The organism is Pseudomonas sp. NPDC086566 (assembly GCF_050280885.1).
Classification (GTDB): Bacteria; Pseudomonadota; Gammaproteobacteria; order Pseudomonadales; family Pseudomonadaceae; genus Aquipseudomonas; species Aquipseudomonas vlassakiae.
Window position 1 is genome coordinate 67,006 of sequence record NZ_JBNNWD010000001.1, and the last position, 25,842, is coordinate 92,847.

At 64.3% G+C, this 25,842-nt stretch carries 24 protein-coding genes and 1 tRNA gene; 15 read left to right on the forward strand and 10 right to left on the reverse strand.

Features of this window, described 5'->3' with window-relative positions; all coding sequences use genetic code 11:
* Positions 1-18: 18 nt before the first annotated feature.
* On the reverse strand, positions 19-1,098 hold the full coding sequence (locus ACQKPS_RS00335; RefSeq protein WP_313203145.1) for a patatin-like phospholipase family protein: 1,080 nt from the start codon (positions 1,096-1,098) through the stop codon (positions 19-21).
* A gap of 152 nt (positions 1,099-1,250) precedes the next feature.
* Between ACQKPS_RS00335 and ACQKPS_RS00340 the strand changes: the two genes are divergently transcribed.
* From ACQKPS_RS00340 to ACQKPS_RS00360, 5 genes are all read left to right on the forward strand, one after another.
* Positions 1,251-1,559, forward strand: a complete 309-nt coding sequence (locus ACQKPS_RS00340) for a PepSY domain-containing protein (protein WP_254480650.1) — start codon at positions 1,251-1,253, stop codon at positions 1,557-1,559.
* Positions 1,559-1,873: a PepSY domain-containing protein gene (locus tag ACQKPS_RS00345; RefSeq protein ID WP_313203146.1), complete on the forward strand. Its 315-nt coding sequence runs from the start codon at positions 1,559-1,561 to the stop codon at positions 1,871-1,873. Before ACQKPS_RS00340 ends, ACQKPS_RS00345 begins: the two co-directional genes overlap by 1 nt.
* Position 1,874: 1 nt before the next feature.
* A complete protein-coding gene (locus ACQKPS_RS00350) occupies positions 1,875-2,543 on the forward strand; it encodes a response regulator transcription factor (RefSeq protein WP_254480648.1) in 669 nt (222 codons plus the stop codon).
* Entirely contained in the window at positions 2,540-3,859 is a 1,320-nt protein-coding gene (locus ACQKPS_RS00355; protein ID WP_427602072.1) for a sensor histidine kinase, read from the forward strand. The genes ACQKPS_RS00350 and ACQKPS_RS00355 overlap by 4 nt, the downstream gene beginning before the upstream one ends.
* A gap of 131 nt (positions 3,860-3,990) precedes the next feature.
* Entirely contained in the window at positions 3,991-5,148 is a 1,158-nt protein-coding gene (locus tag ACQKPS_RS00360; protein WP_427602074.1) for an HPP family protein, read from the forward strand.
* Here the strand turns inward: ACQKPS_RS00360 and ACQKPS_RS00365 are convergent.
* Positions 5,122-5,988 carry a LysR family transcriptional regulator gene (locus ACQKPS_RS00365; RefSeq protein ID WP_254480645.1) on the reverse strand — a complete coding sequence of 289 codons (867 nt, stop codon included), beginning with the start codon at positions 5,986-5,988 and terminating at the stop codon, positions 5,122-5,124. The two genes, ACQKPS_RS00360 and ACQKPS_RS00365, sit on opposite strands and share 27 nt — an antisense overlap.
* 180 nt (positions 5,989-6,168) lie before the next feature.
* Between ACQKPS_RS00365 and ACQKPS_RS00370 the strand changes: the two genes are divergently transcribed.
* Complete coding sequence (locus tag ACQKPS_RS00370) at positions 6,169-8,058, forward strand: propionyl-CoA synthetase (RefSeq protein WP_427602872.1); 1,890 nt, start codon at positions 6,169-6,171, stop codon at positions 8,056-8,058.
* 93 nt (positions 8,059-8,151) lie between these two features.
* On the opposite strand, the gene zapE is transcribed toward ACQKPS_RS00370, so the two are convergent.
* Together zapE and ACQKPS_RS00380 are read right to left on the reverse strand one after the other, a co-directional pair.
* Entirely contained in the window at positions 8,152-9,240 is a 1,089-nt protein-coding gene (gene zapE / locus ACQKPS_RS00375; RefSeq protein WP_427602076.1) for a cell division protein ZapE, read from the reverse strand.
* A gap of 106 nt (positions 9,241-9,346) precedes the next feature.
* On the reverse strand, positions 9,347-9,589 hold the full coding sequence (locus ACQKPS_RS00380) for a hypothetical protein (protein ID WP_427602078.1): 243 nt from the start codon (positions 9,587-9,589) through the stop codon (positions 9,347-9,349).
* A gap of 269 nt (positions 9,590-9,858) precedes the next feature.
* On the opposite strand from ACQKPS_RS00380, the gene ACQKPS_RS00385 reads away from it, so the two are divergent.
* Positions 9,859-9,933 (forward strand) — tRNA-Gln (locus ACQKPS_RS00385).
* Between the two features lie 172 nt (positions 9,934-10,105).
* Here the strand turns inward: ACQKPS_RS00385 and ACQKPS_RS00390 are convergent.
* The 3 genes from ACQKPS_RS00390 to ACQKPS_RS00400 are packed head-to-tail and all read right to left on the reverse strand — an operon-like array spanning position 10,106 to position 15,233.
* Complete coding sequence (locus tag ACQKPS_RS00390; RefSeq protein ID WP_427602080.1) at positions 10,106-12,493, reverse strand: response regulator; 2,388 nt, start codon at positions 12,491-12,493, stop codon at positions 10,106-10,108.
* A gap of 13 nt (positions 12,494-12,506) precedes the next feature.
* Positions 12,507-12,968 carry a response regulator gene (locus ACQKPS_RS00395; RefSeq protein WP_427602082.1) on the reverse strand — a complete coding sequence of 154 codons (462 nt, stop codon included), beginning with the start codon at positions 12,966-12,968 and terminating at the stop codon, positions 12,507-12,509.
* Positions 12,969-12,983: 15 nt separating this feature from the next.
* Entirely contained in the window at positions 12,984-15,233 is a 2,250-nt protein-coding gene (locus ACQKPS_RS00400) for an ATP-binding protein (RefSeq protein WP_427602084.1), read from the reverse strand.
* 270 nt (positions 15,234-15,503) lie between these two features.
* On the opposite strand from ACQKPS_RS00400, the gene ACQKPS_RS00405 reads away from it, so the two are divergent.
* From ACQKPS_RS00405 to ACQKPS_RS00435, 7 genes are all read left to right on the forward strand, one after another.
* Positions 15,504-16,031 (forward strand): Csu type fimbrial protein, encoded by a 528-nt coding sequence (locus ACQKPS_RS00405; protein ID WP_054886266.1) that lies wholly within the window; start codon positions 15,504-15,506, stop codon positions 16,029-16,031.
* 18 nt (positions 16,032-16,049) lie between these two features.
* Positions 16,050-16,586 carry a Csu type fimbrial protein gene (locus ACQKPS_RS00410; RefSeq protein WP_254485594.1) on the forward strand — a complete coding sequence of 179 codons (537 nt, stop codon included), beginning with the start codon at positions 16,050-16,052 and terminating at the stop codon, positions 16,584-16,586.
* 19 nt (positions 16,587-16,605) lie between these two features.
* Complete coding sequence (locus ACQKPS_RS00415) at positions 16,606-17,139, forward strand: Csu type fimbrial protein (protein WP_054886267.1); 534 nt, start codon at positions 16,606-16,608, stop codon at positions 17,137-17,139.
* A 15-nt stretch (positions 17,140-17,154) separates the two neighbouring features.
* Positions 17,155-17,658, forward strand: a complete 504-nt coding sequence (locus ACQKPS_RS00420) for a Csu type fimbrial protein (protein WP_313203173.1) — start codon at positions 17,155-17,157, stop codon at positions 17,656-17,658.
* 39 nt (positions 17,659-17,697) lie between these two features.
* Positions 17,698-18,474 carry a fimbrial biogenesis chaperone gene (locus ACQKPS_RS00425; RefSeq protein ID WP_254480639.1) on the forward strand — a complete coding sequence of 259 codons (777 nt, stop codon included), beginning with the start codon at positions 17,698-17,700 and terminating at the stop codon, positions 18,472-18,474.
* Between the two features lie 165 nt (positions 18,475-18,639).
* The gene (locus ACQKPS_RS00430) at positions 18,640-20,880 is read left to right on the forward strand and encodes a fimbria/pilus outer membrane usher protein (RefSeq protein ID WP_254485592.1); all 2,241 of its coding nucleotides are present in this window, start codon (positions 18,640-18,642) and stop codon (positions 20,878-20,880) included.
* Positions 20,877-21,836 (forward strand): Csu type fimbrial protein, encoded by a 960-nt coding sequence (locus ACQKPS_RS00435; protein WP_254480638.1) that lies wholly within the window; start codon positions 20,877-20,879, stop codon positions 21,834-21,836. The genes ACQKPS_RS00430 and ACQKPS_RS00435 overlap by 4 nt, the downstream gene beginning before the upstream one ends.
* Positions 21,837-21,955: 119 nt before the next feature.
* Here the strand turns inward: ACQKPS_RS00435 and ACQKPS_RS00440 are convergent, their stop codons facing one another.
* Positions 21,956-23,104 (reverse strand): M14 family metallopeptidase, encoded by a 1,149-nt coding sequence (locus tag ACQKPS_RS00440; protein WP_427602088.1) that lies wholly within the window; start codon positions 23,102-23,104, stop codon positions 21,956-21,958.
* Between the two features lie 254 nt (positions 23,105-23,358).
* Between ACQKPS_RS00440 and ACQKPS_RS00445 the strand changes: the two genes are divergently transcribed.
* Positions 23,359-24,609, forward strand: coding sequence for a Bcr/CflA family efflux MFS transporter (locus ACQKPS_RS00445; protein WP_254480636.1), 1,251 nt, complete (start codon positions 23,359-23,361; stop codon positions 24,607-24,609).
* Here ACQKPS_RS00445 and ACQKPS_RS00450 read toward each other — a convergent pair.
* Together ACQKPS_RS00450 and ACQKPS_RS00455 are read right to left on the reverse strand one after the other, a co-directional pair.
* Positions 24,553-25,068: a DUF4880 domain-containing protein gene (locus tag ACQKPS_RS00450; RefSeq protein ID WP_254480635.1), complete on the reverse strand. Its 516-nt coding sequence runs from the start codon at positions 25,066-25,068 to the stop codon at positions 24,553-24,555. The two genes, ACQKPS_RS00445 and ACQKPS_RS00450, sit on opposite strands and share 57 nt — an antisense overlap.
* A 430-nt stretch (positions 25,069-25,498) precedes the next feature.
* Positions 25,499-25,810 (reverse strand): DUF6124 family protein, encoded by a 312-nt coding sequence (locus tag ACQKPS_RS00455; RefSeq protein ID WP_254480634.1) that lies wholly within the window; start codon positions 25,808-25,810, stop codon positions 25,499-25,501.
* Between the last annotated feature and the right edge of the window lie 32 nt (positions 25,811-25,842).

The window sequence follows — 25,842 nt, forward strand, 5'->3', positions numbered from 1 at the left end:
AGTCTACCAGCATGGCCGCTACAAGGCTTGCAGGCGTTCGTGCAACCGCCCGGTGGCGATCAGTTCGAGCAACTCGTCGCCCAGACGCTGGCTTTCGGCGATCGCCTTGTACCAGTAACGCTTGCGGCTCGGCGCATCGCCCATGAAACGCTTGAAGTCGTTGCGGTCCGGCAGTTTGCCGAAAGGCAGGGCAGCCAGGTATTGCGGCGAAGGCGTCATCAGCAGCACGTTCTGCAGCCGCCTGGCGTCGCCCCGGCGCCAGGGCAGCGCCTTGTCGAACCAGCCGGGCACTACCTTGTCGGTGAAGTGCGGGTACAGCACCAGGTCGTCACCGCGGTAGGGCAGGTCGAGGTGATAGTCGAGCAGGCCGCCGTCGCGGTAGGTGCCAGCACCAGCACCGGGGATGTCGCGTACACCTTCCATCACCATCGGGATCGAACCTGAAGCGAGCAGGGCCTGGCGCAGGTTGGAAAGGTCCAGCGGCAGGCAGCGCGAGGGGAAGTCGGTGAGCGCATCGAGCGGCGGCGCGCTGCGCTGGTCATGCAGGATGACCCGTTCAAAGTGCCGGCCCAGGCGCGAGCGCCCCAGCAGGTTGCTGGCGACCACCGAGCCCAGGCCCATGCCCAGGCGGCCTCGATGGTCGTGGGCGAGTTGGCCGTGGCTCTTCACTACCAGAATGTTGAGCCGATAGTGCGGGTTGGCGAGGATCTGCCCGTCGCAGCCCTGCAGCAGGTCGTCGAGCATGCGCTGGCAACTGCGGCTGATGTCGGCGGGGGTAACGCCTTTGGCGAAGTCCTGTTCGGTGTACAGCTCGCCCAGGCGGCGGATGCCGGCGACCGGGTCGTCAAGGCAGGCGCTGGCGAAGCGCCAGGAGCCGATCGAGGCGCCGATCAGCGCGCGCTGGCGGGGTGCCGATGGCAGCCATTCACCGAACAGGGCAAGGTCCAGGCCCTGGATGCCCAGGGGCTTGGGGCCACCTGCCGCACCTGGCAGCACGCCGACATCGCCTGCCTGCAGTCCCCTTTCACGAATCTGGCGTATTGCGCGCTGGCCAGCCTTGAAGGTAAGGGCCGGGAATTTGATGTGAATGGCGCTCATGACGGATCTCGACGGTAACCAGCCGGTCATTATAGGGGCTTGATGGCGCTACAGCTGCGCTATCATGGCGCCAGCTGTTTTCAGGTTGAATTAAGGACCGCTGGTTAGTCTTAACCCCGTAGACAACTTGAACGTCGCTCAGGAGAGCCATCATGAAAACCTTGACTGCCCTGTTCACCGCCGCCGCCCTTGCCCTGGGCGCCAATGCCGCTTTCGCCAAGGACGTCCAGCCTGACGAAGTGGTCAAGCTGGTCAATGCCAAGACCATCAAGTCGCTGGACGAGCTGAAGGCCGCAGCCGTGGCCAAGCACCCCGGCGCCACCGTCACCGACTCGGAGCTGGAGGACGAATACGGCCGTTACGTGTACAAGGTCGAACTGCGCGACTCGCAGAACGTCGAGTGGGATGTCGACCTGGATGCCAAGACCGGTGAAGTGCTGAAGGACGAGCGGGACAACTGATGATCCGCTTACCCCGGCCGGCGCGATACCTGGCGTTGTCGTTGCTGGCCGTGTGCTCCTTGGCCGTTGCCCGCGACCTGGACCAGGACGAAGCCCTGAAGCTACGGCAGAAGGGCATCATCCTGCCGCTCGAGCAATTGCTGGATACCGCCCTGGGGCGTTACCCCGGGGCGCGCCTGCTGGAGGCAGAGCTGGAAGAGGACGACGGCCGCTACGAATATGAAGTCGAGCTGCTGACCAAGGACGGCGTGGTGCGCGAGGTCAAGCTCGATGCCAGCAGCGGCGCCCTGCTCAAAGACGAGGAAGACGACTGACATGCGCTTGCTGCTTGTCGAAGACAATGTGCCCCTGGCCGACGAACTGACCACCAGCCTGCAACGCCAGGGCTACGCCGTGGACTGGCTGGCCGATGGCCGCGATGCGGTGTACCAGGGCCAGAGCGAACCCTATGACCTGATCATCCTCGACCTCGGCTTGCCGGGCTTGCCGGGCCTGGAGGTGCTTGCGCAATGGCGTGCCGGCGGCCTGGCCACGCCGGTGCTGATCCTCACGGCGCGCGGGTCGTGGGCGGAACGTATCGAAGGCTTGAAGACCGGGGCGGACGACTACCTGAGCAAGCCCTTCCACCCCGAGGAGTTGCAGCTGCGCATCCAGGCCCTGCTGCGCCGCGCTCGCGGCCTGGCCAACCAGCCAACGCTGGAAGCTGCAGGCCTGCAACTGGATGAAAGCCGCCAGTGCGTGAGCCGCGATGGCGTCGACATCCAGCTCACCGCTGCGGAGTTTCGCCTGTTGCGCTACTTCATGCTGCACCCCCAGCAGATCCTGTCCAAGAGCCACCTGGCCGAGCACCTTTACGACGGCGAGACCGAGCGCGATTCCAATGTGCTGGAAGTGCACGTCAACCACCTGCGGCGCAAGCTGGGTCGCAGCGTCATCGAGACCCGTCGCGGGCAAGGCTATATCTATGCCGGGAGCGCCGGGTGAAGTCCATCCAGGCGCGCCTGAGCCTGGGCCTGGTCGCCGTGCTGGTGGTGGTCGGGGTGGTACTGGCGCAATTGACCCTGTGGCTGTTCGAGGCAGGCCTGCAGCGCTACCTGGAAAACGGCCTGCGCAAGGAAAGCGAGAACCTGCTGGTGGCACTGGTGCGCGGGCCGAATGGCCTGCAACTGGATGAGCGGCGCATTTCCGCTGCCTATCAGCGGCCTTTTTCGGGTTATTACTTCCGCATCGATCTGGACCAGGGCACCTGGCGTTCGCGCTCGCTGTGGGACCTGGACATGCCCAAGCCGGCCACGCCGGGGTTGTCCGATAGTCACGAGCTGGGCCCGGAAGGGCAGCAGCTTTTGGCCTTGCGCGCCGATTACCGGCGCCTGGGCCAGGACATCTCGATCAGCGTGGCACAGGACTATTCGCCGGTTCGCGACGGTTTCCGTCGCTTGCAGCAGATCGGCCTGGGGATGGGGCTGGTGGCATTGCTGATCGTACTGGTGCTGCAGCGCATCACCGTCACCCGCTCGTTGCGCCCGCTGGAGCGTGCGCGCCAGCAGATTGCCCAGCTGCAGCAAGGCCAACGCTCGCAGCTCGATGCCGAGGTGCCCAGCGAGCTGGCGCCGCTGGTGGACCAGATCAACCACTTGCTCAACCACACCGAAGACAGCCTGCGCCGCTCGCGCAATGCCCTGGGCAACCTCGGCCATGCACTGAAGACGCCGCTGGCGGTGCTGCTCAGTCTGGCGTCCAGTGAGCGCTTGCAGGGCCTGCCCGAGGTGCAGGCGCAGTTGCGTGAGCAGCTGGAGCAGATCCAGCAGCGCCTGGCCCGGGAGCTGAACCGGGCACGCCTGGCCGGCGATGCCTTGCCTGGGGCGCAGTTCGACTGTGATGCCGAACTGCCTGGCTTGCTCGCGACCTTGGGCATGATCCATGGCGAGGGCTTGCGGCTCGGGCACGATGTCCCACCGGGCCTGCTGCTGCCGTGGGATCGCGAAGATGTGCTGGAGCTCCTCGGCAATCTGCTGGACAACGCCTGCAAATGGGCCGACAGCGAAGTGCGGCTGGGGATTGCGCCGACAGCCGGGGGCTATCGGTTACGGGTCGATGATGATGGTCCCGGGATTCCGCAAAACCGGCGCCTGCAGGTGCTGGAGCGCGGCTCGCGGCTGGATGAACAGGTCGACGGGCACGGGCTGGGGCTCGGCATCGTGCGCGACATCGTCGAGGCGTGGGGCGGGCACCTGGCGTTGCAGGATAGCCCCTTGGGCGGGCTGCGAGTGAGCATCGAGCTGCCACGCAAGGCGCGGTAGTGCCAGGGCACGGTTCAGCAGTGCAAAAAAATTGCAGTACAGCCGCATTTTTTTGAATTAGCCCTGTCTGCCTCCAGCCGGCACAATCCCCTTGTTTTCAATCAGAAAAACTACAGATCCCGATTGCTTGAATGTCTGCCATGCGTTCTGAAAGTCGTCTTCAGCGGCTGTTGCCCGCCCCCCTGAACATCTCTCCCAGACAAGGCTTGCGTGCCGCTATCGGCGCGTTGCTCGGCCTGTTCCTCGCTGGCTGGCTGACCAGCCTGGCCTATGGGCCGGGCATTGCCCTGCACCTGCTCGGCCCGTTGGCGGCCTCGGCAGTGCTGGTGTTCGCCGTGCATTCCGGGCCCTTGGCGCAGCCGTGGCCAGTGCTCGGCAGCTATGCCTTGGCCGGTGCGGTCGGCCTGGCCATGCGCCAGGGGTTTGGCCCGGAACTGTGGGTGGCGGCCGTTGCCTTGGGGCTTTCGATCCTGGTGATGTGCCTGCTGCGTTGCCTGCACCCGCCGGGTGGCGGGGTGGCGGTGAGCGCGGTACTGGCCGACCCGGGTTTGACGGCCATGGGCGATCACCTGCTCGAGCCGGTACTGCTCAACGCGCTGATCCTGGTGGCCGTGGCCGTGATCTACAACCGGCTCACCGGCGTGCAGTACCCGAAAGGCGCGGCGCCGCGCAAGGACGTGCACCATACCCACGACCCGCTGCCCAGCGAGCGCGTGGGCATCAGTGGCGCTGACCTCGACCTGGCCCTGGAAGAGTTGGGTGAGTTTGTCGATGTCACCCGCGACGAACTGGAGCGCATCATTGTTGCCACCGAACAACACGCGCTGCAGCGTAGCCTGGGCGGCATCACTGCCGGCGCAGTCATGTCCCGCGACGTACAGTTCGCTACGCCGGACACCCCCTTGGAGCAGGCCTGGAAAATGCTCGCTGACCACCACCTGAAAACCTTGCCGGTGCTGCAGCAGGGCAAGCTGGTGGGTATCGTCAGCCTCACTGACCTGGCGGGCGCGGCCATGCAGCGTGGCCGATTCAGCTGGCGGAGCCTGTTCGGTCGCAAGGCCGTGCGCATGGAGCAGGTGATGAGCCGGCGGGTGGTCAGCGTCAGCAGCCAGCACCCGCTGGAGCGCCTGTTGCCGCTGCTGTGCGAGCAGGGTTTGCACTGCCTGCCGGTGCTCGACGACGAGCAGTTGGTCGGGGTAGTCACCCAGACCGACCTGATCGCCGGCCTCAAGCGCCAGTTGCTCAGTGCGGCCGGCGATACCTCAGATAGCCGGGTCCCAGCGTTGTGACCAATCGCTGGCGCCGGCTGCCACCTGCCGGCGCAGCACCGCGAAGGCCTGCTGCAGGGCCTCGCTGTCGCGCTTGCGCGAGTAGACCAGGTAGGTCGGGTAGGTAAATTCCGGCGCCTGCGGCACCCGCTCGAACACGCCACTTTCCAGGTAGGCCTGTACCACGCGGGTACGGAAGTAACCGCTGCCACCGTGCTCGAGGATGAACTGCAGCGCCAACGGCCCGAGGTTGAAACTCAGCGCCGGGCGTGCGCAATCGGGCAGGGCGGCGTCATGTTGGCGACGGAAGGCTTCGCCCCAGTCAATATAGATATAGGGTTCGGGTTGCTCGACCCGGCGCACGCGGATCAGCTTTTCTTCCATCAGTTGTTCCACCTGCAGCCCCGGGCCGTAACTCGGCTGGTAGACCAGTGCGGCGTCGAGCAGGCCCATCTCTGCCTTGTGCAGCAATGACTCGCCATCGCTCACCTCGCTGCGGATGGCATGGCTTGGCAGCTCCCGGTACAGGGCACCGACCCAGTCGAGCAGCATCGGATTGCCCAGGCTCACTTCCGCGCCCACATGCAGCACCTGCCGGCAGCCTTCGGGCAGCGGCAGGTCGCGGCGTGCCGCTTCCCAGGTCTGCACCAGCTGGTTGGCATAGCTGACGAAGGCTTCGCCGTCACTGGTCAGGCTGGCGCCGTTGCGGCTGCGCACGAAGAGCTGGCAGCCCAGTTGCTGCTCCAGGCGCTGCACCCGGGCGGTGATCGCGGTCTGCGAAACGAAGAGGCGTTCGGCAGCTGCGACCAGGCTGCCGCAACGCACGATTTCCAGGAAGGTCCGGGCCTGATCGATGTCCATGAGCTGCTCTGTGGCGGGGAGGGCGGCCTATTCTAGAGGGTTGGCACCGTTGTGGGGCATTTCTGTCGGGTCTGCAAATTTGCAGGTCCGTTGTGACTTTAGTCCCATGGCGGCCCCGGTGTGGCAGGCCATACTCACTATCCGCCCTTCAATAACAACAAGTACCGGGTTTTCATCGACATGACCTACCAGCACAGCTACGCCCAATCCATTGCCGACCCTGCGGCCTTCTGGGCCGAGCAGGCCAAAGCCCTGGCCTGGTATCGCCAACCCGCGCTGACCCTGCAGAACAACCCCGACGGTACCCACCGCTGGTTCGCCGACGGTCGCCTGAACAGCAGTTACCTGGCCCTGGACCGGCAGATCGAGCTGGGCCGGGGTGAGCAGCTGGCGTTGATCTACGACTCCCCCGTGACCGGTGTGCAACAGACCTTCACCTACCACCAGTTGCGCGACGAAGTGGCGCGCCTGGCCGGCCTGCTGCGGCAGTTGGGCGTGGGCCAGGGCGACGGGGTGATCATCTACATGCCGATGGTGCCGCAGGCCGCCATGGCCATGCTCGCCTGCGCGCGCATCGGCGCGGTGCATTCGGTGGTGTTCGGAGGCTTTGCCGCCAACGAGCTGGCGCTGCGCATCGATGATGCCCGGCCCACGCTGGTGCTCACCGCGTCCTGTGGCCTGGAGTTCGACCGGGTAATCGAATACAAGCCGCTGGTCGACCGCGCCCTGCAGCTGGCTTGCCATCAGCCGCGTAATGTCCTGGTGCTGCAGCGGCCCCAGGCCCGTGCGCAGTTGCAGGCAGGCCGTGACCTGGACTGGCAGCAGGCGTTGGCCAGTGCCGAGCCGGTGGCGCCCGTCGAGCTGGAGTCCGGCGCCCCGCTCTACATCATGTACACCTCCGGCACCACCGGCAAACCCAAGGGCATCGTCCGCGAAAATGGTGGCAACGCGGTCGCGCTTTGCTACGCGATGCGTCATATCTACGGCATGCAGGCCGGGGATGTATGGTGGGGCATTTCCGATGTCGGCTGGGTGGTCGGCCATTCGCTGATCGTCTACGGACCACTGATGAGCGGCTGCACCACGGTGTTCTACGAGGGCAAGCCGATCCGCACGCCGGACGCTTCGGCGTATTGGCGGGTGGTCGAGCAGTACCAGGTCAATGCCTTGTTCTGCGCGCCGACAGCCATGCGGGCGATCCGCAAGGAAGACCCGCAAGGCGAGCTGATCCGCAAGCATGACCTGAGCTCGCTGCGCCAGCTGTTCCTGGCCGGGGAAAAGCTCGATTCCAGTACCCATCAGTGGCTGGAGCAGGTCACCGGCAAACCGGTGCACGACCACTGGTGGCAAACCGAGACTGGCTGGCCGGTCACCGCGCCTTGCGTGGGGCTGGAAGGCAGTGCGGCGCGGCCGGGTTCGAGCAACCGTGCGGTGCCCGGCTATCACGTGCGCGTGCTGGATGACGACGGGCACCTGCTGGGGCCCGACCAACAGGGCTCCATCGTCATTGCCCTGCCACTGCCGCCCGGGTGCAGCCAGACCTTGTGGGGCGACCATGAACGTTACCTGCAAGCCTACCTGCAGACCTACCCTGGCTATTACCACACGGGTGACGGCGGTTACCTCGACGAAGAGGGCTTCGTCTACATCATGGGCCGCACCGACGACGTGATAAACGTCTCCGGGCATCGGCTGTCCACGGGGGAGATGGAAGACCTGGTCGCCCGTCACCCGGCGGTGGCCGAGTGTGCGGTGATCGGTGTGCATGACGAGATCAAGGGCCAGGTGCCGCTGGCGCTGGTGGTGCTCAAGGATGGCGAGGGCATAGCCGAGGCGCAGTTGCTGTTGGAGCTGGTGGGCAGTGTGCGTGAAGAGATTGGTGCGCTGGCGTGTTTCAACCGGGTGCGCCTGGTGAAGCGTTTGCCCAAGACCCGTTCGGGGAAAATCCTCCGGGCGGTACTGCGCAAGATTGCCGATGGGCAGGCTTATGTACCGCCTTCGACCCTGGATGACCCGGCGGTGCTGGGGGAGATCGAGGCGGTGCTGGCGGATCTGCCCAGGGCTGGCTGATGCGGTGACACCTCAGGCCCTTTCGCGGCTAAAGCCGCTCCTACAGGGGCGGCGGGCTTCTGTAGGAGCGGCTTTAGCCGCGAAGAGGCCAGATCAGGACATAGAGCTTTCGGGCCCGATCTGGCGCAACTGCCCCAACCGGCTGCGGGTACGCATCAGGTCGGCCAGCGGCCCGCCGAGGCTTTGTTCCAGTGGCCGGCGCCCGATCACGGTCACCTGCCGATCCTGGTCATAAAGCACGTCCACCAGGTTGACGAAGCGCTGCTGCGCCGCCAGCGAGCACTCCGACAGATCATCCAGCCCATCGATGATCCACTCGTCGTACTGCCCGGCCAGCACCAGGTAGTCGATCACCGCTGTGGCCTTCTCGCACAAGTCCTCGAAGGCCAGCACCACGCGTCGGCCATCGATGGCCAAGGCGCGCAGCGGGCGGTTGTTCACTTGCAGAACCACGGGTTGCTCATCGGGTACGTCAAGCGCCTGGCGCTGCGCCGCGTCCCCCGGCCACACATAGTGCCCTTGGGTGAAGCGTTGCTGCTCGCGGTTGGCTGGCAGGCTGCGAAAGTCCGTGTCGCCGCCCACTTCGAGCACCTCCATCGAACCGTTGATCAGGCGGATCACCGGCAGGAAGCGTTCGTGGTACAGCGGGTTGGGCAGCAGCCCTTCAGGCGCGTAGTTGGAGGTCACCAACAGGAAGATACCGCGGGCGAACAGGGCGTTGAACAGCCGTGTGAGCAGCATGGCATCGCCGATGTCATGCACGTGAAACTCATCGAAGCACAGCACCTGGCAGCCGCCCAGCAGCTCGTCCAGGGTGGCGCCCAACGCATCGTCCAGCAGGCGGTGCTGGTGCATGCCTTGGTGCAGGCGGGCAAAAAAGTCGTGGAAGTGCAGGCGCCGCTTGGCCGCTACCGGTACCGCCTGGAAGAAGCCATCGAGCAGCCAGCTCTTGCCACGGCCGACCGAGCCGTACAGATAGAGGCTGCGAGGCTGGCCTCCGTCCAGCAGACGCGCAATCTGCGTGGCCATACTGTCGATGACCCGGCGCTGACCATCGCTGAGCTGATAGCCGCGGCTGGCGGCCTTGTCTTCGAACCAGCTGAGCAATTCGCTCTGTTGAGGCGCGGCAGTGCGCAGGCGATGGCTGAACTGGCGCAGCGGTGCAGGGATCCAGGCGGGCAAGGTGAGGCCTCCTTGGGCAAATGCGGGGCTGCGCGCAGCTTGCCCGAGGCGAGCGGTTTTGACCAATACAAAAAGTGCCAGGCATTTATCGCCTGGCACGATGGGTTCAGGCCTTGCGCTCCAGCTGGCGCTCGATCATGTACTTCACGGTCAACCGGCGCTCCTTCAGATGTCGCAAGTCTTCGTCGACGAAATTGCCGGCCGAGATCGATTCGGCAGCCAGTACCTGGTTGTCGATATCCACATACTCGTCGAGCAGACGGTCCAGGGTCTTGTCCTGCTGGCGCCGCTGCTGGACGATTTCGCGGGGGTAGTGCAGGTCCTGGTAAAGGTCGTGGGAAACGGGCATGGGGTCCTCCTTGGTCAATACAATTCGCTTATCTGATTGGAAGGGAGGAATGCGATTGCGTTGAAGCGCAGCGGTATAAATACGACGAATGGTTGTCCGGCCGGCCCGCAGAATCGGCTCGTGGACACTAACTTGCTGTTTTAAAGCATTTTTTTTGCGATGGGGGGTTTACAGGCTGAATCTATGTGTTAAAGTGCCGCGCATTCCAAGACAACAACCGGTTGTCACTCAGTTGGAATTGTCAGGTCAGCGTCAGCTGCATCCGATACAGGGGCGTCGCCAAGCGGTAAGGCAGCAGGTTTTGATCCTGCCATGCGTTGGTTCGAATCCAGCCGCCCCTGCCATTTTTCTCTTCAGTCTGAAAATTTCTCAATCAGTGCAGACGATCGTCAGCGCTGGTTTTGTCGTTTCTGTTCCTGTACCGGCCTATTCGCGGGCACGCCCGCTCCCACAGGGCGGTGATATCCCTGTGGGAGCGGGCGTGCCCGCGAATAGGCCGGTGCAGGCAAAGCGAATCTAACCGGTTGCACGCAGCAGTTCATTCAGCATCCTGGCCAGTTCATCGGCCTGCACCGGCTTCTGCATCACCAGGCTCCCCGGCAATTCCAGCCCTTGCAGTTCCGCATACCCGGTCAGGAACACCACCGGCAATTGCGGATAGCGGTCGCGCGCCGCCATGGCCAGTTGCCCGCCGTTGAATTCGGGCATGGCAAAGTCGGTCAGCAGCAGGTCGATGTCATCGTCGAGCAAGGCCAGCGCCTGCTCCCCGCTGTGCGCCTGGCGCACCTGGTAGCCGTACTGGCGCAGCACGTCACCGAGCAGGTCGCGCACCAGGTGATCGTCATCCACCAGCAGCACCGTGCGGTCCCTGCCACTGTCATCGAGGGTCAGTGCGGCGATCGGCGCGACGGGATCGATGGCCACCTCCTGCTTCACTGCCGGCAAGTACACCGCCACCTGGGTGCCATGCCCGGGCTCGGTATCGATGCGCACACCGCCACCGGACTGCTTGGCAAAGCCGAACACCTGGGCCAGGCCCAGGCCAGAGCCCTTGCCAATGTCCTTGGTGGTGAAGAACGGCTCGAACACCTTGGCCAGCACCTCTTCACTCATGCCGCAGCCGGTGTCGCGAATACTCAGCATCACGTACTCGCCGGGCTCCGGGTCTTCCGGGCGCTGCGGCCGGGCATTGATGCGCGTGTTGCGGGTCGACAGGGTCAACTGGCCGCCTTCAGGCATGGCGTCGCGGGCGTTGATCGCCAGGTTGAGGATGATCATCTCGGTCTGGGTCGGGTCGGTCAGCGCCTGCCACAGGCTATGGTCCAGGTCCAGGCGCACGCGGATATTGCCGCCGAGGGTGCGGCGCAGCAGTTCTTCCAGGCCAGTGAGGGTGCGGTTCAGGTTCAGCGGCACCGGCTCCAGGCGCTGGCGACGGGAGAACGCAAGCAGTTGCGAGGTCAGCTTGGCGCCACGGTCACCGGCTTCGCGGATATGCGTGAGGCGGCTGCGGGCCTTGGCCACGTCACCCTTGGCCAGGTCGCGCTCCAGGAAGCTGGCGCCGGTGAGGATGACCGTGAGCAGGTTGTTGAAGTCGTGGGCGACCCCGGCGGTGAGCTGGCCGACGGCCTCCAGCCGCTGCATCTGCTGCAGCGCCGCCTCGATGCGTTCGCGCTCGGCGATCTGTTCGCGCAGGCGGTTGTTGGCTTCGGCCAGGCCCAGGGCGGTTTCCCGCTCGCTGGTGATGTCCCGCGCCACCACGTAGAGCAGGGTATCTTCCGGTACCACGACCCAGGACAGCCAGCGCAACTGGCCGCCTGCGTGCTGGATGCGGCCGACGAAGCGCGCACTGGTGCGGCCATGGGCGAGGGCGGCCAGTTCGGTCAGCAGCGCTTCCTGATCCGCCTCAGGCAGCAGCTGCAGCAGCGAAGCCTGGCTCAGACGCTCGCGGGAAAAGCCCAGGCTGGCCTCCCAGGCCGGATTGAGGGCCACCGGGGTCAGGTCCTTGTTTAGCACCGCGAGCAAGTCCTGGGACAGCTCCCAGGCGCGGTCGCGTTCACGGGTACGGCGCTCTACCCGTTCGCCGAGCATCTCGTTGAGCTGCTTGAGCGCCAGGGTCGCCTGGCGTTGGGTATGGATGTCCTGCAGTACGCCGGTAAACCGCGTGCACTGGCCATCGACGAACTGGGATTGGCCGCTGCTGAGCAGCCAGCGCGGTTCCAGGCCGTTGGGTTGGGCAATGCGGAACTCGACCCGGTACAGGCCGTCGCTGTCCGGGCGCATGGCCTGCTCGACGGCCTCGCGCACCTTGGCGCAGTCGTCGGGGTAGATGCCGGCGTAGAACACCTCAAGGCTCATCTCGGTCTCGGCCGGCAGGCCGAAGAGGGTCTTGCAGCGCACGTCCCAGACCAGTTGGCCCTGTTGCGGCCGGAAGTCCCAGGTGCCCATGCCGGCGGCATCGATGGCAATGCGCGCGCGAGCCTCGACATCAGCCAGGGCTTCTTCGGCACGGCGCCGGCGCTGGCGTTCCTGCACTTCGGACAAGGCCCGGCGCACGGCCTTGGGCAACAACGGCAGGTTCTTCTTCAGCACATAATCGGTGGCGCCCAGGCGAATCATCTCGACCGCATGCTCTTCGCCATAGATGCCCGAGAGGAAGATGAACGGCGTGTCTGGGGCCAGGCGCTGGGCGATGGCCAGCACTTCGGTACCGGACGATCCCGGCAGCACGCAGTCGCACAGGATCAGGTCGAAACTGCCTTGAAGCAGGGCGTGCTCGACCCCGACATGGTCGAAAACCAGCTGCGAATGCACCTGTAATCCGCTGCGCTCCAGGCGCATCAGGGTCAGCTCGGCGTCCAACGAGCTGTCTTCGACCATCAGCAACTTGAGTGGTGTGGGCAACATCTCTGCGGGGGCCTCAGTGGCTGCCACGGCGGTTCAGGCGCAGCGAACCGGGTGGCGGTTCGTTGAGCACCGCCCAGAACACGCCAAGGTCGGAAATCGCCGCGACGAACTCCTTGAACTCTACGGGTTTGACCACATAGGCGTTGACCCCAAGCTCGTAGGCGCGCAGCAGGTCGGGCTCTTCCCGCGAGGAGGTCAGCATCACCGTGGGTATGCTGCGCAGCTCGGGCGTGGCACGCACCACCTTGAGCACTTCCAGGCCGTCGACTTTCGGCAGCTTGAGGTCCAGCAGCAGGACGGCCGGGTTGCCATCGGCACGGTCATAGTACGTGTTGCGGCGCAACAGGTAGTCGAGGGCATCGGCACCGTCGCGTAGAACGATCACTTCGTTGGCCAGCTGGCTGCGTTCCAGGGCCAGGAGCGTCAGCTCCAGGTCCCGGGGGTTGTCTTCGACCAGCAAGATTGGTTTGAGCATGGTGATACGGGTACCTCAGGTGGTTGCGGGGTGACGGGGCAGGGTGAAGTAGAAGCAGGCACCCTGGTCTACGCGGCCTTCGGCCCAGACTCGCCCGTCATGACGCTCGATGATCCGCCGCACGCTGGCGAGGCCGATCCCGGTGCCTTCGAAGTCTTCCATGCGGTGCAGGCGCTGGAACACACCGAACAGCTTGTTGGCGTAGGCCATGTCGAAGCCTACACCATTGTCGCGGATGTATATCTGTGTCTCGTCGTGGTTTTGCTCGGACCCGATGGTGATGCGGGCCGGTTCACGGCCACGGGTGTACTTGATGGCGTTGGCGATCAGGTTGTGCAAGGCCAGGTTGATGAACGCCGGGTCGGCGATGACCTTGGGCAGCGGCGCGACGTCCCAGACGATTTCGCGGCCGGCATAATCCGGGGCCAGGTCCTGGCGGATCGCGTCGACCAGCGCATTGAGGTCGACATCCGACAGGCGCAGGGCCGAGCGGCCCATCTGCGAGAAGTTGAGCAGGTTGTCGACCAGGCTGCCGGCAAAGCGCGCGGCTTCCTCGATGTGCTGCAGGAAGCGTCTGCCGCGTTCGCTCAGGCCCTGGCCCTCGATCTCGCCAAGCAGCTCGGTGTAGCCGGCGATGTGGCGCAACGGGGCGCGAAGGTCATGTGACACACTGTAGGAGAAGGCTTCGAGCTCCTTGTTCGAGCGGCGCAACTCGTTGGTCAGTTGCGCCAGCTCCTCGGCTTTGCGCAGCACGATACCCAGCACTGCGGTGCGCAATTCGAGCACGCCTTCGATGACCAGCGGGTCCCAGGGGGCGCTGTAGTCGCTGATCTGTTCCCGCCAGCGGTCGAAGCTGTGCCGCGGGTTGAGCATCCCCTGGTCGCCAATCTGCTTCTCGGGGCGCCCGGCCCAGTCGACAGTGCGCACCTGCTCGGGGCGGAACCATAGCAGGTAGTGCGAGTGAATCTGCGAGATGGCCACGGCCAGCACGCCGCCGGCATAGGCGGCCAGTTCTGGCAGCTCATCGATGTCACGGCGCAGGTTGTCGCTGTGGAATACCGTTTCGTCGCCGCGTTGCTCCAGCCAGTGCACCAAAGCCGTGACCTGCGCCGCGGGCGGGGTCTGGCCGATCAGCTCGCAGCGTTCGGCGGAGATGATCGCCGCGCCGCTGGCGCCAGCGAACGCCAGCAGCACCTCGGGCAAATCGCACAGGCCATCGCTGACGCTGTCGTGGTCGGCCATCGACGAGATCATCCGCACGATGTGCTGGCGCAGCTCGAGCAACTGGCGGGTCTTGGCGTGCGATTCGCGGCTCTCGATCTGCAGAGACAGCACGCTGGCCAGCAGTTCGCAGGCCGTGCGGGTACGGAACTCGACCGCGCGCGGCTGGGCGTGGTGGCAGGAGATCAGGCCCCAGAGCTGGCCATCGACCACGATCGACAATGACATCGAAGCCAGGGTGCCCATGTTGCGCATGTATTGCAGGTGCACCGGCGACACGCTGCGCAGGGCGGCGAAGCTCATGTCCAGAGGCTTGCCAGTGCGCGGGTTGTTCGCCGGCAGCAGGGGGGCGGCGTGGTAGTTGGCATCTTCGATCACGCGGATGCGGTTGACCCGGTACAGTTCGCGGGCCTGGCGCGGAATGTCGGTCGCGGGAAAGCGCAGGCCAAGGTAACTCGGGTAACCGGCGTCGGCCAGCTCGGCGAGCACCTGGCCATTGCCGTCGGCGTCGAAGCGGTAGGCCAGGACCCGGCCGAAGCCGGTGATGCGCTTGACTTGCACCACGCACTGCTGGAGCAGCTCTTCGAGGCTGTCGGCGTTGTGCAGGCTGCTGACGAACCCGCGCACCAGTGGGTAGTAGTCGCCCTGGTCGGTCACGTCCGCAGGCAGGCGGAAGGGTTCGAACTCGGCGATCAGTACCTGGTCGTGGCGGTGGGCCAGCAGGCGCAGTGTGTCGCTGCACGGTGCGCCCTGGCGCAAGCGCACATCGCCGATGTGGAACGGGAACGCTTCGTCGTCAGGCAGGCGTTCGAGATGAGCGCGAAGGTCGAAGTGCTCGCTGACCAGGTCGGCGAAGGTACAGCCGATCAGCTCCCTGGCCGGCACACCCAACCAGCGTTCGATGTTCTCGCTGGCCTGGAGGATACGCAGGTCGTGTTCATCCAGCACCAGCAAAAAGCCGTGCGGCTGGATACTGCCAGGCACTTGGATCGGCTCTTCGGCGCAGCGCTCCACGGCGGCGTCGAGCGCTTTGTCTGCAGTCATTGGTGGAAACGCTCCTGTGAAGTTCTTCCATGCATGCCGCCGGCAACGGACGCTGGCGGTTGGCTACCGGCCACCCTAGCAGAATGCCGATCGCTTTGTCGGCCCATGGCCATTGGAGGCACGGGATGGCCCGGGGTTCGCCGGGATTGGGAAATTTCTTGCTGGCCTGCTACCGCTTTGGCGTTAGCACAAAAGAATGGCACCCGGCCATCACGGTTTTGTCACCTGCTGCTACGCTCAGAATCACACGAGAGAAACAAGGAACATCCAGTGACGGAACGCTTTCTGGCCGCGCTGTTTGGCCTGTTGTTGAGCGGCAGTGCCGTAGCGGCGGACTTTCTGGTCGAGGTGCGGGTACTGGTGCAGCGTGGCTGCATGCTGATTACCCAGCAGCGTGACGCGGGCGCCCAGGCCCTGGGTCGGATCGACCTGGGTGCTGCAGCACGCCTGGACGGCCCGGATGCGCCATTGAGCGGGGTATTGCTCAGCCAGCGCCCGCCACGGCTCGAATGCAACCCTGACACAGCTTACCAAGTGCGCGTCGACGGTGGCCAGCACGGCGGCGTCGGCGAGCTGCGCTTTCTCGCCAGCGACGACACCAAGGCCAGGCCGATCCCCTATCGGCTGTTCCGTGATGCCGCCTGGCGCGAGCCGGTGGTTGTCGGTGAAGCACATGCCGCGCGTGTGCCGGATACCGGGTCGGTAGAGCTGCCGCTCTATGCCCGCATCGACAAGCTGGCCTGGGTCCCGCGCGCCGGCCAGTACGCCGACCGGCTCAAAGTCACGGTCACCTGGTAGTGAGGCGCCCTGCACATGTTGAACCGTACTTCGATCCTGCTGCTCAGCCTTGGCCCGTTGCTGTTGCCCGGTGGCGCGGCGCATGGCACCACCACGGGGTTCATCCAGGCGCGGTTGGTGATCAGCGCTGCCTGCCAGATCAACAGCGGTGACCAGCCGCCAGCCACGCTGGGCAATCCAGGCCTGATGGATTTCGGCGAGCGCGGCCCGAACTGGGACACGCCGCTGCGCAGTCGGGTCGACGAGGCGGGTGGGGAGGGCAGTTTGCGCATCAGTTGCACGCCAGAGGTGCGGGCGTTCAATGTGCGCATCAATGGCGGCCTGAATGGCGACGATGGCGTCCGCCGTCTCAGCAATGGCCGAGAAATGATCCCCTATCAACTGGCAGTCGACCCGGGTGGCAACAGCCGCTACGGCATCGGCCAGGCCCGTGCCTTTACCGTCAGCAGTGCCGAGCAGATCCCTATTCCCATCTACGGTGTGGTAGTGGCGCAGCCGCGCGCGCTGCCGGCTGGGCTGTACCGCGACACCCTGAGAGTGACCCTGGACTGGTAAACGACGCAAGGAGACTCCGATGCGCACGACATTTTCCCGTTGCATGCTCGCCGGCCTCGGCCTGGCGATGGCAGCTCACACCCAGGCCGCTACGGTGACCGGGACCATCTCCTCGACCCTGACCCTGACCTCGGCGTGCCAGGTCAACGGCGCCGGCGGTACCTCGGGGCTGAACTTCGGTACCCTGAACTTCGGCACCCAGGAAGCCCTGTTCACCACCGCCAATGCCCAGGTGCTGGGCGGTGGCGGTGGTGCCATGAGCATCCTTTGCTCGGCCGGCACGGTGCCGGCGATCCGGGTGCGCGCCGGGTCACATGATGGCCAGTCGACCGGCGGCACGCGTGCGCTGGCTGACGGCGCCGGCAATTTCGTGCCCTACGACTTCTACACCGATGCCGGGCGCACCACGCTGTTGGCCATCGACGGCACCATCACCCTGCCGACCAGCACTGGCGTGGCGCAGACCGTCAACCTGTATGGCCAGGCGCGGGGCAAGGCGGGCCTTCCGGCCGGGACGTACACCGACACCGTGGCCGTCGAGTTGTCGTTCTGAACCATGCTCAGCGCCCTGCGTTGCTGGCTCACGTGTTGCCTGATGGGGCTCGGCTTGTGGCTGCCCGTGCCCCTCGATGCCGCGACCAGCAGTACCTTCCAGGTCTCCGCGCAGGTCGTTGCCGGCTGCTTGGTGGTGGGCGGGGTGACCAATTACGGCGCGCTCGATTACGGCACCCAGTCGGCACTGTCCACCGGCCTTCTCAGCACCTCGCTGGGCGGCGCCACGGTGACCTTCCAGTGCACCCCGGGGGTGACCATGAGCATGAGCCTGGACGGCGGCCAGAACAGCGCCAGTGGTACGCGCAACCTCAAGCGTTCGGGCGGCACCCAGGTGCTGGCCTACCAGTTGTACCGGGACGCGGCCTATAGCCAGGTCCTGGGCATCGGCCAGAGCGTGACGGTGAGTTACACCGACGCCACGGCCATCAAGTTGCCGGTGTATGGCCGTACCCAGTTGCCCGGCACTTTGCCGGCCGGGACCTACACCGATGTGGTGCAAGTATCGGTGACCTGGTGAACACACCAGCACCCAAGAATAAAGACCAAGGAGAGTGGCATGGGGGGAGGCGCGAAGTGGGCGCAAGGTGTGGTCGGTCTGTTGCTGTTGGCGAGCCTGCCGGCAGCGGCGGCCACCTCGGTGCTGATCTGGCCGATCGACCCGGTGCTGGAGGCTGACCAGAAGGCCGGCGCCCTGTGGCTGGAAAATCGCGGCACGGCGCCGGCCAGCCTGCAGGTACGGGTGTTCGCCTGGCGCCAGGGTGACTATCAGGAGCAGTTCCAGGCCCAGCGCGAGATCATCGGCAGCCCGCCGGTGGCCACTATCCCGCCCGGGCAAAAGCAGCTGATCCGCCTGACCCGCACGGGCAGTTCGCCGGCCGGGCAGGAGCAGGCCTATCGCATCATCATCGACGAGATCCCCTCGCCGATGCCCACCGAGACGGCCAGCCAGGGCACCACCGCAGCGATCCGCCTGCAGATGCGCTATTCGGTGCCGTTGTTCGTCTATGGCGAAGGCTTGTGGGGCAAGCCCGACCCGCAAGGCAAGCGCAACGCCGACAGCGTCGGCAAGCCGCAGCTCAGCTGGCGCGCGGTGACGGTGCAGGGCAAACCCTATGTGGAAATGCGCAATACCGGCCCGGTGCATGCGCGCCTGACCGATGTAGTGGTGCAGCAGGGTGGCCAGGGCAAACCCTTGGCCGAGGGCCTGCTTGGCTATGTACTGCCCGGTGCCAGCATGCGCTGGCCGGCGCCGGTGGTGCCGAACGCAGGCAGTGTGATCAAGGGCAGGGTGAACGGCCAGGAAGTGGCCGAAGCGATCCGGCAAGGGCAATGAGCCCGCGGCTGGATGAAAGGCATGGCCCATGGAGCATCTGGCAATGGTCGGAATCCGTGTGTGAGGCGGCTGTCGCGGGCTTCGCGCCGCTGGTGCCTGGGGCTGACCTTGTTCGGCCCCTGGCTGGCGCTGGCCGACGACCTGCCACCCCCGCCCAGCGAAACCATGGCCGTTGCCGACGCTACGCTGTACCTCGACTTGCTGGTGAACCAGATGCCCAGGGCTGAGCTGGTGGCGGTGCAGCAACGTGCCGGGCGCCTGTACCTGGACAGCGATGTGCTGCGCAACCTGGGCATCCAGCTGCCGGGCGACCCGCAGGGTGAAATTTCGTTGGACGATGTGCCGGGCCTGCACAGCGATTACGACAGCCAGAACCAGCGCCTGCTGCTGCAGGTGCCGCCGGCCTGGCTGCCGGACCAGCAGGTCGGTGATCGCGGGCTGTACCCGGCCACCGAGGCGCGCAGCAGCTTCGGCGCCTTGTTCAACTACGACCTGTACCTCAATGACACCGACGATGGTGGTTCCTACCTGGCAGCCTGGAACGAGCTGCGCGTGTTCGACAGCTGGGGCACGTTCTCGACCACCGGCCAGTGGCGCCAGTCGTTCAATGGTGCGCAGAGCGATGCCAATCGCCAGGGCTTTCTGCGTTATGACACCACCTGGCGGTTCACCGATGAACAGCGCCTGCTCACGTACGAAGCCGGTGACTTCGTGACTGGGGCCTTGCCCTGGACCAGTTCGGTGCGGGTGGGTGGCGTGCAGCTGTCGCGTGACTTTGGCGCCCGCCCGGATCTGGTGACCTATCCGTTGCCGGCCTTTGCTGGTGAAGCCGCGGTGCCGACCTCGCTGGACCTTTTCATCAATGGCTACAAGTCCAGCACCACCGAATTGCAGCCAGGCCCCTACACCCTGACCAACGTGCCGTTCATCAACGGTGCCGGCGAGGCCGTGGTGGTGACCACCGATGCCTTGGGCCGGCAGGTGTCCACGACCTTGCCGTTCTACGTCACCAGCAGCCTGCTGCAGAAAGGCCTGTCGGACTTCTCCGTGGCCGCCGGCAGCCTGCGCCGCGACTACGCCGTTGAAGATTTCAGCTACGGCACCGGCGTTGCCTCGGCCAGCCTGCGCCATGGCCTCAGCGACAGCTTCACCCTGGAAACCCATGTTGAAACCGCGCAATCCCTGCTGCTCGGCGGCCTGGGTGGCAACATGCGCCTGGGGACCTTCGGTGTGCTCAATGCGGCCCTGGCGCAGAGCCAGTTCGAAGGCGAAAAGGGCCATCAGGTCGCCCTTGGCTACCAGTACAACAGCCAGCGCTTTGGCTTCAACTACCAGCGCCTGCAGCGCCATGGCGAGTATTCGGACCTGACCCGGGTCGACATCCCGGACATGCAACTGAGCCAGCGCAGCGAACAGGTGACCCTGAGCGTCAATCTCGACCAGTACGGCAGCCTCGGCGCCGGTTATTTCGATGTACGCGCCGGCGACGACACGCGCACCCGGCTGATCAACCTGAGCTGGAGCAAGCCGCTGTGGGGCAACAGCAGCCTGTACCTGTCGGCCAACCGCGAGGTCGGCGACAGCAACTGGGCGGTGCAGGCGCAGGTGGTGATGCCGTTCGACTTCGCCGGCACCCTGGCGGTGAGTACTGAACGCAGCAAGGATGGCGAGCACCTGCAACGGGTCAATTACAGCCGCGCCGTGCCGGTGGGCGGCGGCGTCGGCTACAACCTCGGCTATGCCAGCGGCAGCGACCGCGATGCCTATCGCCAGGCTGACGTCACCTGGCGCCTGCAATCGGTGCAATTGCAGGCCGGCTTGTACGGCAGCAGCGGCGAGATGACCCGCTGGGCCGACGCCAGTGGTTCGCTGGTATGGATGGATTCCGGCATATACGCCGCCAACCGCATCGACGATGCCTTCGTGGTGGTCAGCACTGCTGGCTACGCCGATGTGCCGGTGCGTTACGAGAACCAGGAAATCGGCCGCACCGACCGTAGCGGCCACCTGCTGGTGCCGTACAGCAGCGGCTACTACCGCGGCAAGTACGAAATCGACCCGATGAACCTGCCGCCCGACGTGCTGGCCGCCGAGGTGGAGCAGCGGGTGGCGGTGCGCCGTGGCAGCGGCTACCTGCTGGAATTTGCGCTCAAGCGTGTGCTGGCGGCGAGCATCGAGCTGGTCGACGCCGATCGGCAACCGCTGAAGCTCGGCAGCAAGGTCAGCCACCAGGAAAGCGGCAGCCAGGCTGTGGTGGGCTGGGACGGGCTGGTGTACCTGGAGAACCTGGCGCCGCACAACCGCCTACAGGTGACAGTGGAAGGAGGAGGGCAGTGCCAGGTGGAATTCGATTTGCCCGAATCGCCAGGCAGCGTTCCGCTGATCGGCCCACTGGTGTGCCGATGAAGCGGCTGTTGTGTGCCTTGATGCTGTTGCCGGCAGGATCGGCCTGGGCGCTGTGCTCGTCGGTGGCCACCACGCCGGCGGCGTTCGGCACGATCAACTCGACCCTGGTACGTACCACGATACAGAGCGCATCGAGCACCAACTCCGGGCTGCAATGCACCGGCTCGCTGTTGAGCCTGCTCAGTGCCAGCGACCATTTCTACGCGACCATCACATCGGCCACCAGCGGGCTGGTCGGCCCAACGGGGGACGTCATTGCGTACACCCTGTACGCAGACAACAGCACCAGCTATCCGATCACCCGCGGTGTTGCCTTTGATTTCGCCCGTAATGGCATCCTCGATCTACTGGGGTTGTTGAATGGCACCACGCCCAAGGCGGTGCCGCTGTACATGAGGACCGTGGTCGGCAGCAATGTCGCGGCGGGTTTGTACCAGGAAACCCTGACCATCGCCTGGAGCTGGAACTATTGCTCCGGGATCGGTGCCGGCAGCATCTGCCTGGGCCGGGATATCGGCTCCGGCAGCCAGACGATGACCGTCAGCCTGACGGTGAGCAACGACTGCCAGATCACCACCCCCAACATCAGCTTCGGCAGCGCGCCGGTGGTGGCGGGGTTTGGCACGGTGAGCCAGAGCGTGAGCCTGTCGTGCACCAAGGGCAGTGCCTATACGGTGGGCTTGAATGACGGGGAGAATGTGTCGGGCGGGCGGCGGCGGATGAAGTCCTCGGCGGGCAACTACCTGGCTTATGACATCTTCAAGAGTGCCGGTAGCGTGCGCTGGGGTTCGCTGACCACCGCCCGGCGGGCGAGCAGCGATGCCGATGTGAACCCCGGAAACGGAACCGGGACGGGCAGCCAGGTGTTCAACTACAACGCCAAGGTCTACACCGACCAGGCCACACCGCCAGCGGCCAGTTACATCGACAATGTGATTCTGGATGTGCAGTTCTGACAGGGTAAGCCTGGGCCGGCCTCTTCGCGGGTGAACCCGCTCCCACAAGTACTATGCGTGCCTCAAGGCCTGCGCCTGACCTGTGGGAGCGGGTTTACCCGCGAAGAGGCCGGTCCTGCTCAGCGCAAGTCGTCGATCATCGTCAGCAACGTCTCCAGCACCGCCCCGGCCAACGCCTTGGACCGCGCCCCCGACCACTCGGCCAGCGGCTCCGGCGCATCGTCATGGTCCTTGAACGGCATCTCCAGCGTCAGAGACAGGCAGTCATACGCCATGCCCACTGCATTGCATGCCAGCGTGGTATTCGCCTGCCCCGGCTCGTCCCGCGTGTAGCCATGCACCGTCTGGAAGTCCCTGGTCACGCTGCACAAGGTCGTGCGGAACTGCTCCTCCAGCTTGGCCAGCCGTGGCGTATACCCCGGGTTGCCCTCGCAGGCCGCGGTGAATACATGGGGGATTTCCTCGTCACCGTGCACATCGATGAACGCATCCACCCCGTACTGCTTCATCTGCGCCTGGGCAAAGAACACCTCCGGGCTGAGCTCGACACTGGCATCCTGCCAGGCGCGGTTCAGGTCCTTGCCCTTGAAGTTGGTCCGCAAGTGGCCGAGGAACGCACCGTCCGGGTTCATGTTCGGGATCAGGTACAGGTCGGCCTTTGCCAGCAGTTTCTGAACGGTCGGGTCATTGGCTTGCAGCCGGTCGATCACCCCCTCCATGAACCACTCGGCCATGTGCTCGCCCGGGTGTTGCTGGGCAATCATCCAGAGCTTGCGCTTGCCTGCCGCGCCGTCACCTGCACGCAGCAGCGGAATATCCCGCCCTTGCACGCTACGGCCGTGGGCCAGCAGCTCGACGCCAGGGATCTGCTGGGCACGTTCGATCAGCTGGTTGTGGCGGGCACGGGGGTAGGGCTCGAAATAGGCGAACCAGACCTGCGCCTGTTCGGCCTTGAGCTCGAACGACAGCGCCTTGCCATCGAACTGGCTCGGCACGCGGAACCAGCGCTGCTGGTCGTAGGAGGCCACGGCGTTGTAGCCGCTCCAGGCGTTCTTGTAGGAAGACTCGCCAGCGTTGTCCAGGCTGAAGCGGTGGATCTGGCCCACGGAGAGGCCGCTGACCTTGAAGTGAAACCACTGGAAGTGGCCGCTGTTCGTGTCCGGGCGGATGGCCAGGTGCACCTGGGCCGGGTTGCTGGCATCCAGGACCTGGATGTTGCCGGAGTCGAAATCGCAGTCGATTTGCAGGGGGGACAGCGTCACGGTCATGGGCGGGCTCCTTGGGATTTGTTGTGGGGGTACTGTACACCGCTTGAGGGTGGGCGTGTGGGTGGACTATCGGGTACGCGAGTTTGAGGTGCAGGAAGTTTCCTACAAGCTCTATTGGCTTTTCCTTCAAAGTTGCATCTTGTGCATCTTGCTTTAACCGCTAATTATCGGGCGTTGCAATGACTCGCTGCTCAAAGAAGTAGTCGATTTAGATCGCATCCTATTTAAATATGTTGAGAAACAAGGTTGGTTCGATGAATAGACGATACGCTTCGCGGTCCACCCGTTGTTATGTTTTATTGCTCCTCCTCATCAGCCTCCTCGGGGTGTTTCCGCTCGATGTGATTTTGCCCTCTGTGCCGTTGCTGGCCCGGGACTTTGATGTTGATGCGCACTACATTGCGTATTCGATCAGCCTGTTCGCTATCGGCGTAGCCATATCGCAATCCATCATCGGCCCGCTCTCAGATCGGATGGGGCGAAAACGATTGCTGATTGCTGGCCTGATCGTTTCCGTTGCAGGTGCGGTGGGGTGCATCCTCGCAACGAGTTACAAAAGCTTTATGGTTTTTCGTGAAATACAGGCGGTGGGATGCGGGTGCTTCGTGCTTAGCCAAGCGCTGGTGCAGGACAAATTCAGCGGCCATGAGCGCAATGCGATGCGTATTCTCATGACCAGTGCCAGCGGCTTGTTTATTTCTTTGTCGCCGCTTGCCGGCAGCGTGCTTCAGCAGTATTTCGGGTGGGCAGGCAGCTTTCAGGTCTTTGTGCTGCTAGCCGTTGTTGTATTGCTGCTTTCCTTGAAGTTGCTGCAAGAGCAACCGACAGCAACTCGCACTGCAGGTGTATTAAGTAGCTATCCGGTTTTGCTCAAGGATCGCGCTTTTCTCGTCAGCTCGCTATGTTCATGCTTGGCGTTCGCCTGCCATTTTTCATTTGTGGTTGTATCTCCCTTGTTGCTCATCGAACAGCTGGGCCTTACGGAGTTTGGCTTCTCTATGGTCTTTCTCGGCTACGGGCTGGCATACATGATCGGTGGATTCATTGCCAGCTGGCTGAATGGCCGCGTGGGTATGCAGGCGCAGGTGGGTTGGGGATTCGCGCTCATCGGTCTGGCTGGGGTTACTCTATGCCTGGTTGTAATCGTGCATGAGCTTGGAGTTTTCAGCCTTCTGTTTCCATTGGTGCTCTGTACCATCGGTACAACCATCGTTCGGCCAGCTGCAACAACCCATGCGCTGGGCCGACACCCTGAGCGGGCAGGTGCAGCGGCTTCGCTCAACAATACGATGCTGTTTGCATTCGGTGGGTGCGCCAGCATGCTGGTGGCTTCGATCAGCGGCAGCTTGCCGATGAGCCTGGCGCTGGGTTTTGTCGCCTGCAGCCTTACGGGCTGGTACTTGCTTATCTATCTGAAAGGTTTGGAGCGGCGCCAGTTGGTTTGTGACTCAGGCCCAGTAGCCAAACAACAACAGCGCCGCCACACCCAAGCCAACCGCCACTGAACATCCACCCACCGAAATGGCCGCACGGCCTTGCCGATACCAGCCATCCTGCCCCAGCTCCCGCGCCGGGGCGAGCAGGCTGCGCCAGCGCAGCTCAGTATCGTGAAACGCCTGCAGGTGGGCGGGTGCCGCATCCAGCCAACGGCGAAAGTCGATGCGCTCGCACGACGTCACGTCAGGGCTCTGCAACCGCACGTACCATTGGCCGGCCACACTGGCCAACCCATCTGCGCGCGGTTGCGCCACCTGCAGCGCCTGGTTCATGTTGCGTTCGATGCTGAGCAGCGGGAGGTCGAGGCGCTTGGCGATGCTGGCGAAGTCCAGTTGATCGAGGCGGTTGAGCAGGAACACTTGCTGCACGCGCCGGGGCAGGCGCTTGAGTGCGAACAGCAGCTCATGTTCGGCAGCATGGTCGCTGGAGGGCGTAGGGTGCTCGAGGGGCAGCAGCAGACGGCTCATGGACAGCTCCTTGCTCGGGGTAGGGTGGGGGCATCGTCCTTGATGCAGAACCAGCCTAGTTAAAACGAGATTGATTCTCAAGTGCTGATTCCGCAAAGATTTGTAATGAGCGTTCACGCTCTGAAACACTTTTGCTATCATGCGCGCCATCAACGATCTTCATTAGCCTGAAGAGCCAAAAAAAATGACCCGGCAAAAAGCCGGGTCAAAAACCGTGATTAGCCTGATGAGGAGATAATCTGGAGCGACCTAAGCTCCGGGTTATCCAGCAGATCTTGCGATCAGCTGAGTGCAATAATAATCGTTATCATTTGCCAGTCAAATGAATTTTCAGTTATCCGGTAAAAAATTTTACCGGCGCGCTTCCTGATCCCGGCAAATGGGGCCTTTTACCGGTACCCGGCCATCACCTTTCTCCCTTCTTTTTTGCCTATAAGCCGTTCTGCAGTGCGCGTCTGTGCTCCAGCAGGGCTCTGGCCATGTCGATCATGTGCATCAGTGCGAACGTCAACTCGCGGGTACTGCCTTCCTGATGGGTGGCGGTTTCGTGGGCTGTGGCGGCGGCGCAGCGCAGGAGCTCGATGGCGTGATCCTGGGCCTGCTCGGCGGTAACGCCTTCGTGCAGGGTCCAGATCCGGTTGTGCGCGCTAGGGCGCGTGGGGTTCGGATTGAGGTAGTAATCGAGCGCACGGCGGGCCGCTTCGCTGTCGAGATCTGTTACGTCGTCTTTCGGTGGTTTCATCCTGATACCTGCGCAGGCCAATGGGAAAGGGT

What these genes read in the sequence shown, in the direction of transcription:
- ACQKPS_RS00335 (WP_313203145.1), bottom strand. Translation starts at nt 1,098, where the DNA reads ATGAGCGCCATTCACATCAAATTCCCGGCCCTTACCTTCAAGGCTGGC.
- ACQKPS_RS00340 (WP_254480650.1), top strand. Translation starts at nt 1,251, where the DNA reads ATGAAAACCTTGACTGCCCTGTTCACCGCCGCCGCCCTTGCCCTGGGC.
- ACQKPS_RS00345 (WP_313203146.1), top strand. Translation starts at nt 1,559, where the DNA reads ATGATCCGCTTACCCCGGCCGGCGCGATACCTGGCGTTGTCGTTGCTG.
- ACQKPS_RS00350 (WP_254480648.1), top strand. Translation starts at nt 1,875, where the DNA reads ATGCGCTTGCTGCTTGTCGAAGACAATGTGCCCCTGGCCGACGAACTG.
- ACQKPS_RS00360 (WP_427602074.1), top strand. Translation starts at nt 3,991, where the DNA reads ATGTCTGCCATGCGTTCTGAAAGTCGTCTTCAGCGGCTGTTGCCCGCC.
- ACQKPS_RS00365 (WP_254480645.1), bottom strand. Translation starts at nt 5,988, where the DNA reads ATGGACATCGATCAGGCCCGGACCTTCCTGGAAATCGTGCGTTGCGGC.
- ACQKPS_RS00370 (WP_427602872.1), top strand. Translation starts at nt 6,169, where the DNA reads ATGACCTACCAGCACAGCTACGCCCAATCCATTGCCGACCCTGCGGCC.
- ACQKPS_RS00380 (WP_427602078.1), bottom strand. Translation starts at nt 9,589, where the DNA reads ATGCCCGTTTCCCACGACCTTTACCAGGACCTGCACTACCCCCGCGAA.
- ACQKPS_RS00390 (WP_427602080.1), bottom strand. Translation starts at nt 12,493, where the DNA reads ATGTTGCCCACACCACTCAAGTTGCTGATGGTCGAAGACAGCTCGTTG.
- ACQKPS_RS00395 (WP_427602082.1), bottom strand. Translation starts at nt 12,968, where the DNA reads ATGCTCAAACCAATCTTGCTGGTCGAAGACAACCCCCGGGACCTGGAG.
- ACQKPS_RS00400 (WP_427602084.1), bottom strand. Translation starts at nt 15,233, where the DNA reads ATGACTGCAGACAAAGCGCTCGACGCCGCCGTGGAGCGCTGCGCCGAA.
- ACQKPS_RS00415 (WP_054886267.1), top strand. Translation starts at nt 16,606, where the DNA reads ATGCGCACGACATTTTCCCGTTGCATGCTCGCCGGCCTCGGCCTGGCG.
- ACQKPS_RS00425 (WP_254480639.1), top strand. Translation starts at nt 17,698, where the DNA reads ATGGGGGGAGGCGCGAAGTGGGCGCAAGGTGTGGTCGGTCTGTTGCTG.
- ACQKPS_RS00430 (WP_254485592.1), top strand. Translation starts at nt 18,640, where the DNA reads ATGGCCGTTGCCGACGCTACGCTGTACCTCGACTTGCTGGTGAACCAG.
- ACQKPS_RS00435 (WP_254480638.1), top strand. Translation starts at nt 20,877, where the DNA reads ATGAAGCGGCTGTTGTGTGCCTTGATGCTGTTGCCGGCAGGATCGGCC.
- ACQKPS_RS00440 (WP_427602088.1), bottom strand. Translation starts at nt 23,104, where the DNA reads ATGACCGTGACGCTGTCCCCCCTGCAAATCGACTGCGATTTCGACTCC.
- ACQKPS_RS00445 (WP_254480636.1), top strand. Translation starts at nt 23,359, where the DNA reads ATGAATAGACGATACGCTTCGCGGTCCACCCGTTGTTATGTTTTATTG.
- ACQKPS_RS00450 (WP_254480635.1), bottom strand. Translation starts at nt 25,068, where the DNA reads ATGAGCCGTCTGCTGCTGCCCCTCGAGCACCCTACGCCCTCCAGCGAC.
- ACQKPS_RS00455 (WP_254480634.1), bottom strand. Translation starts at nt 25,810, where the DNA reads ATGAAACCACCGAAAGACGACGTAACAGATCTCGACAGCGAAGCGGCC.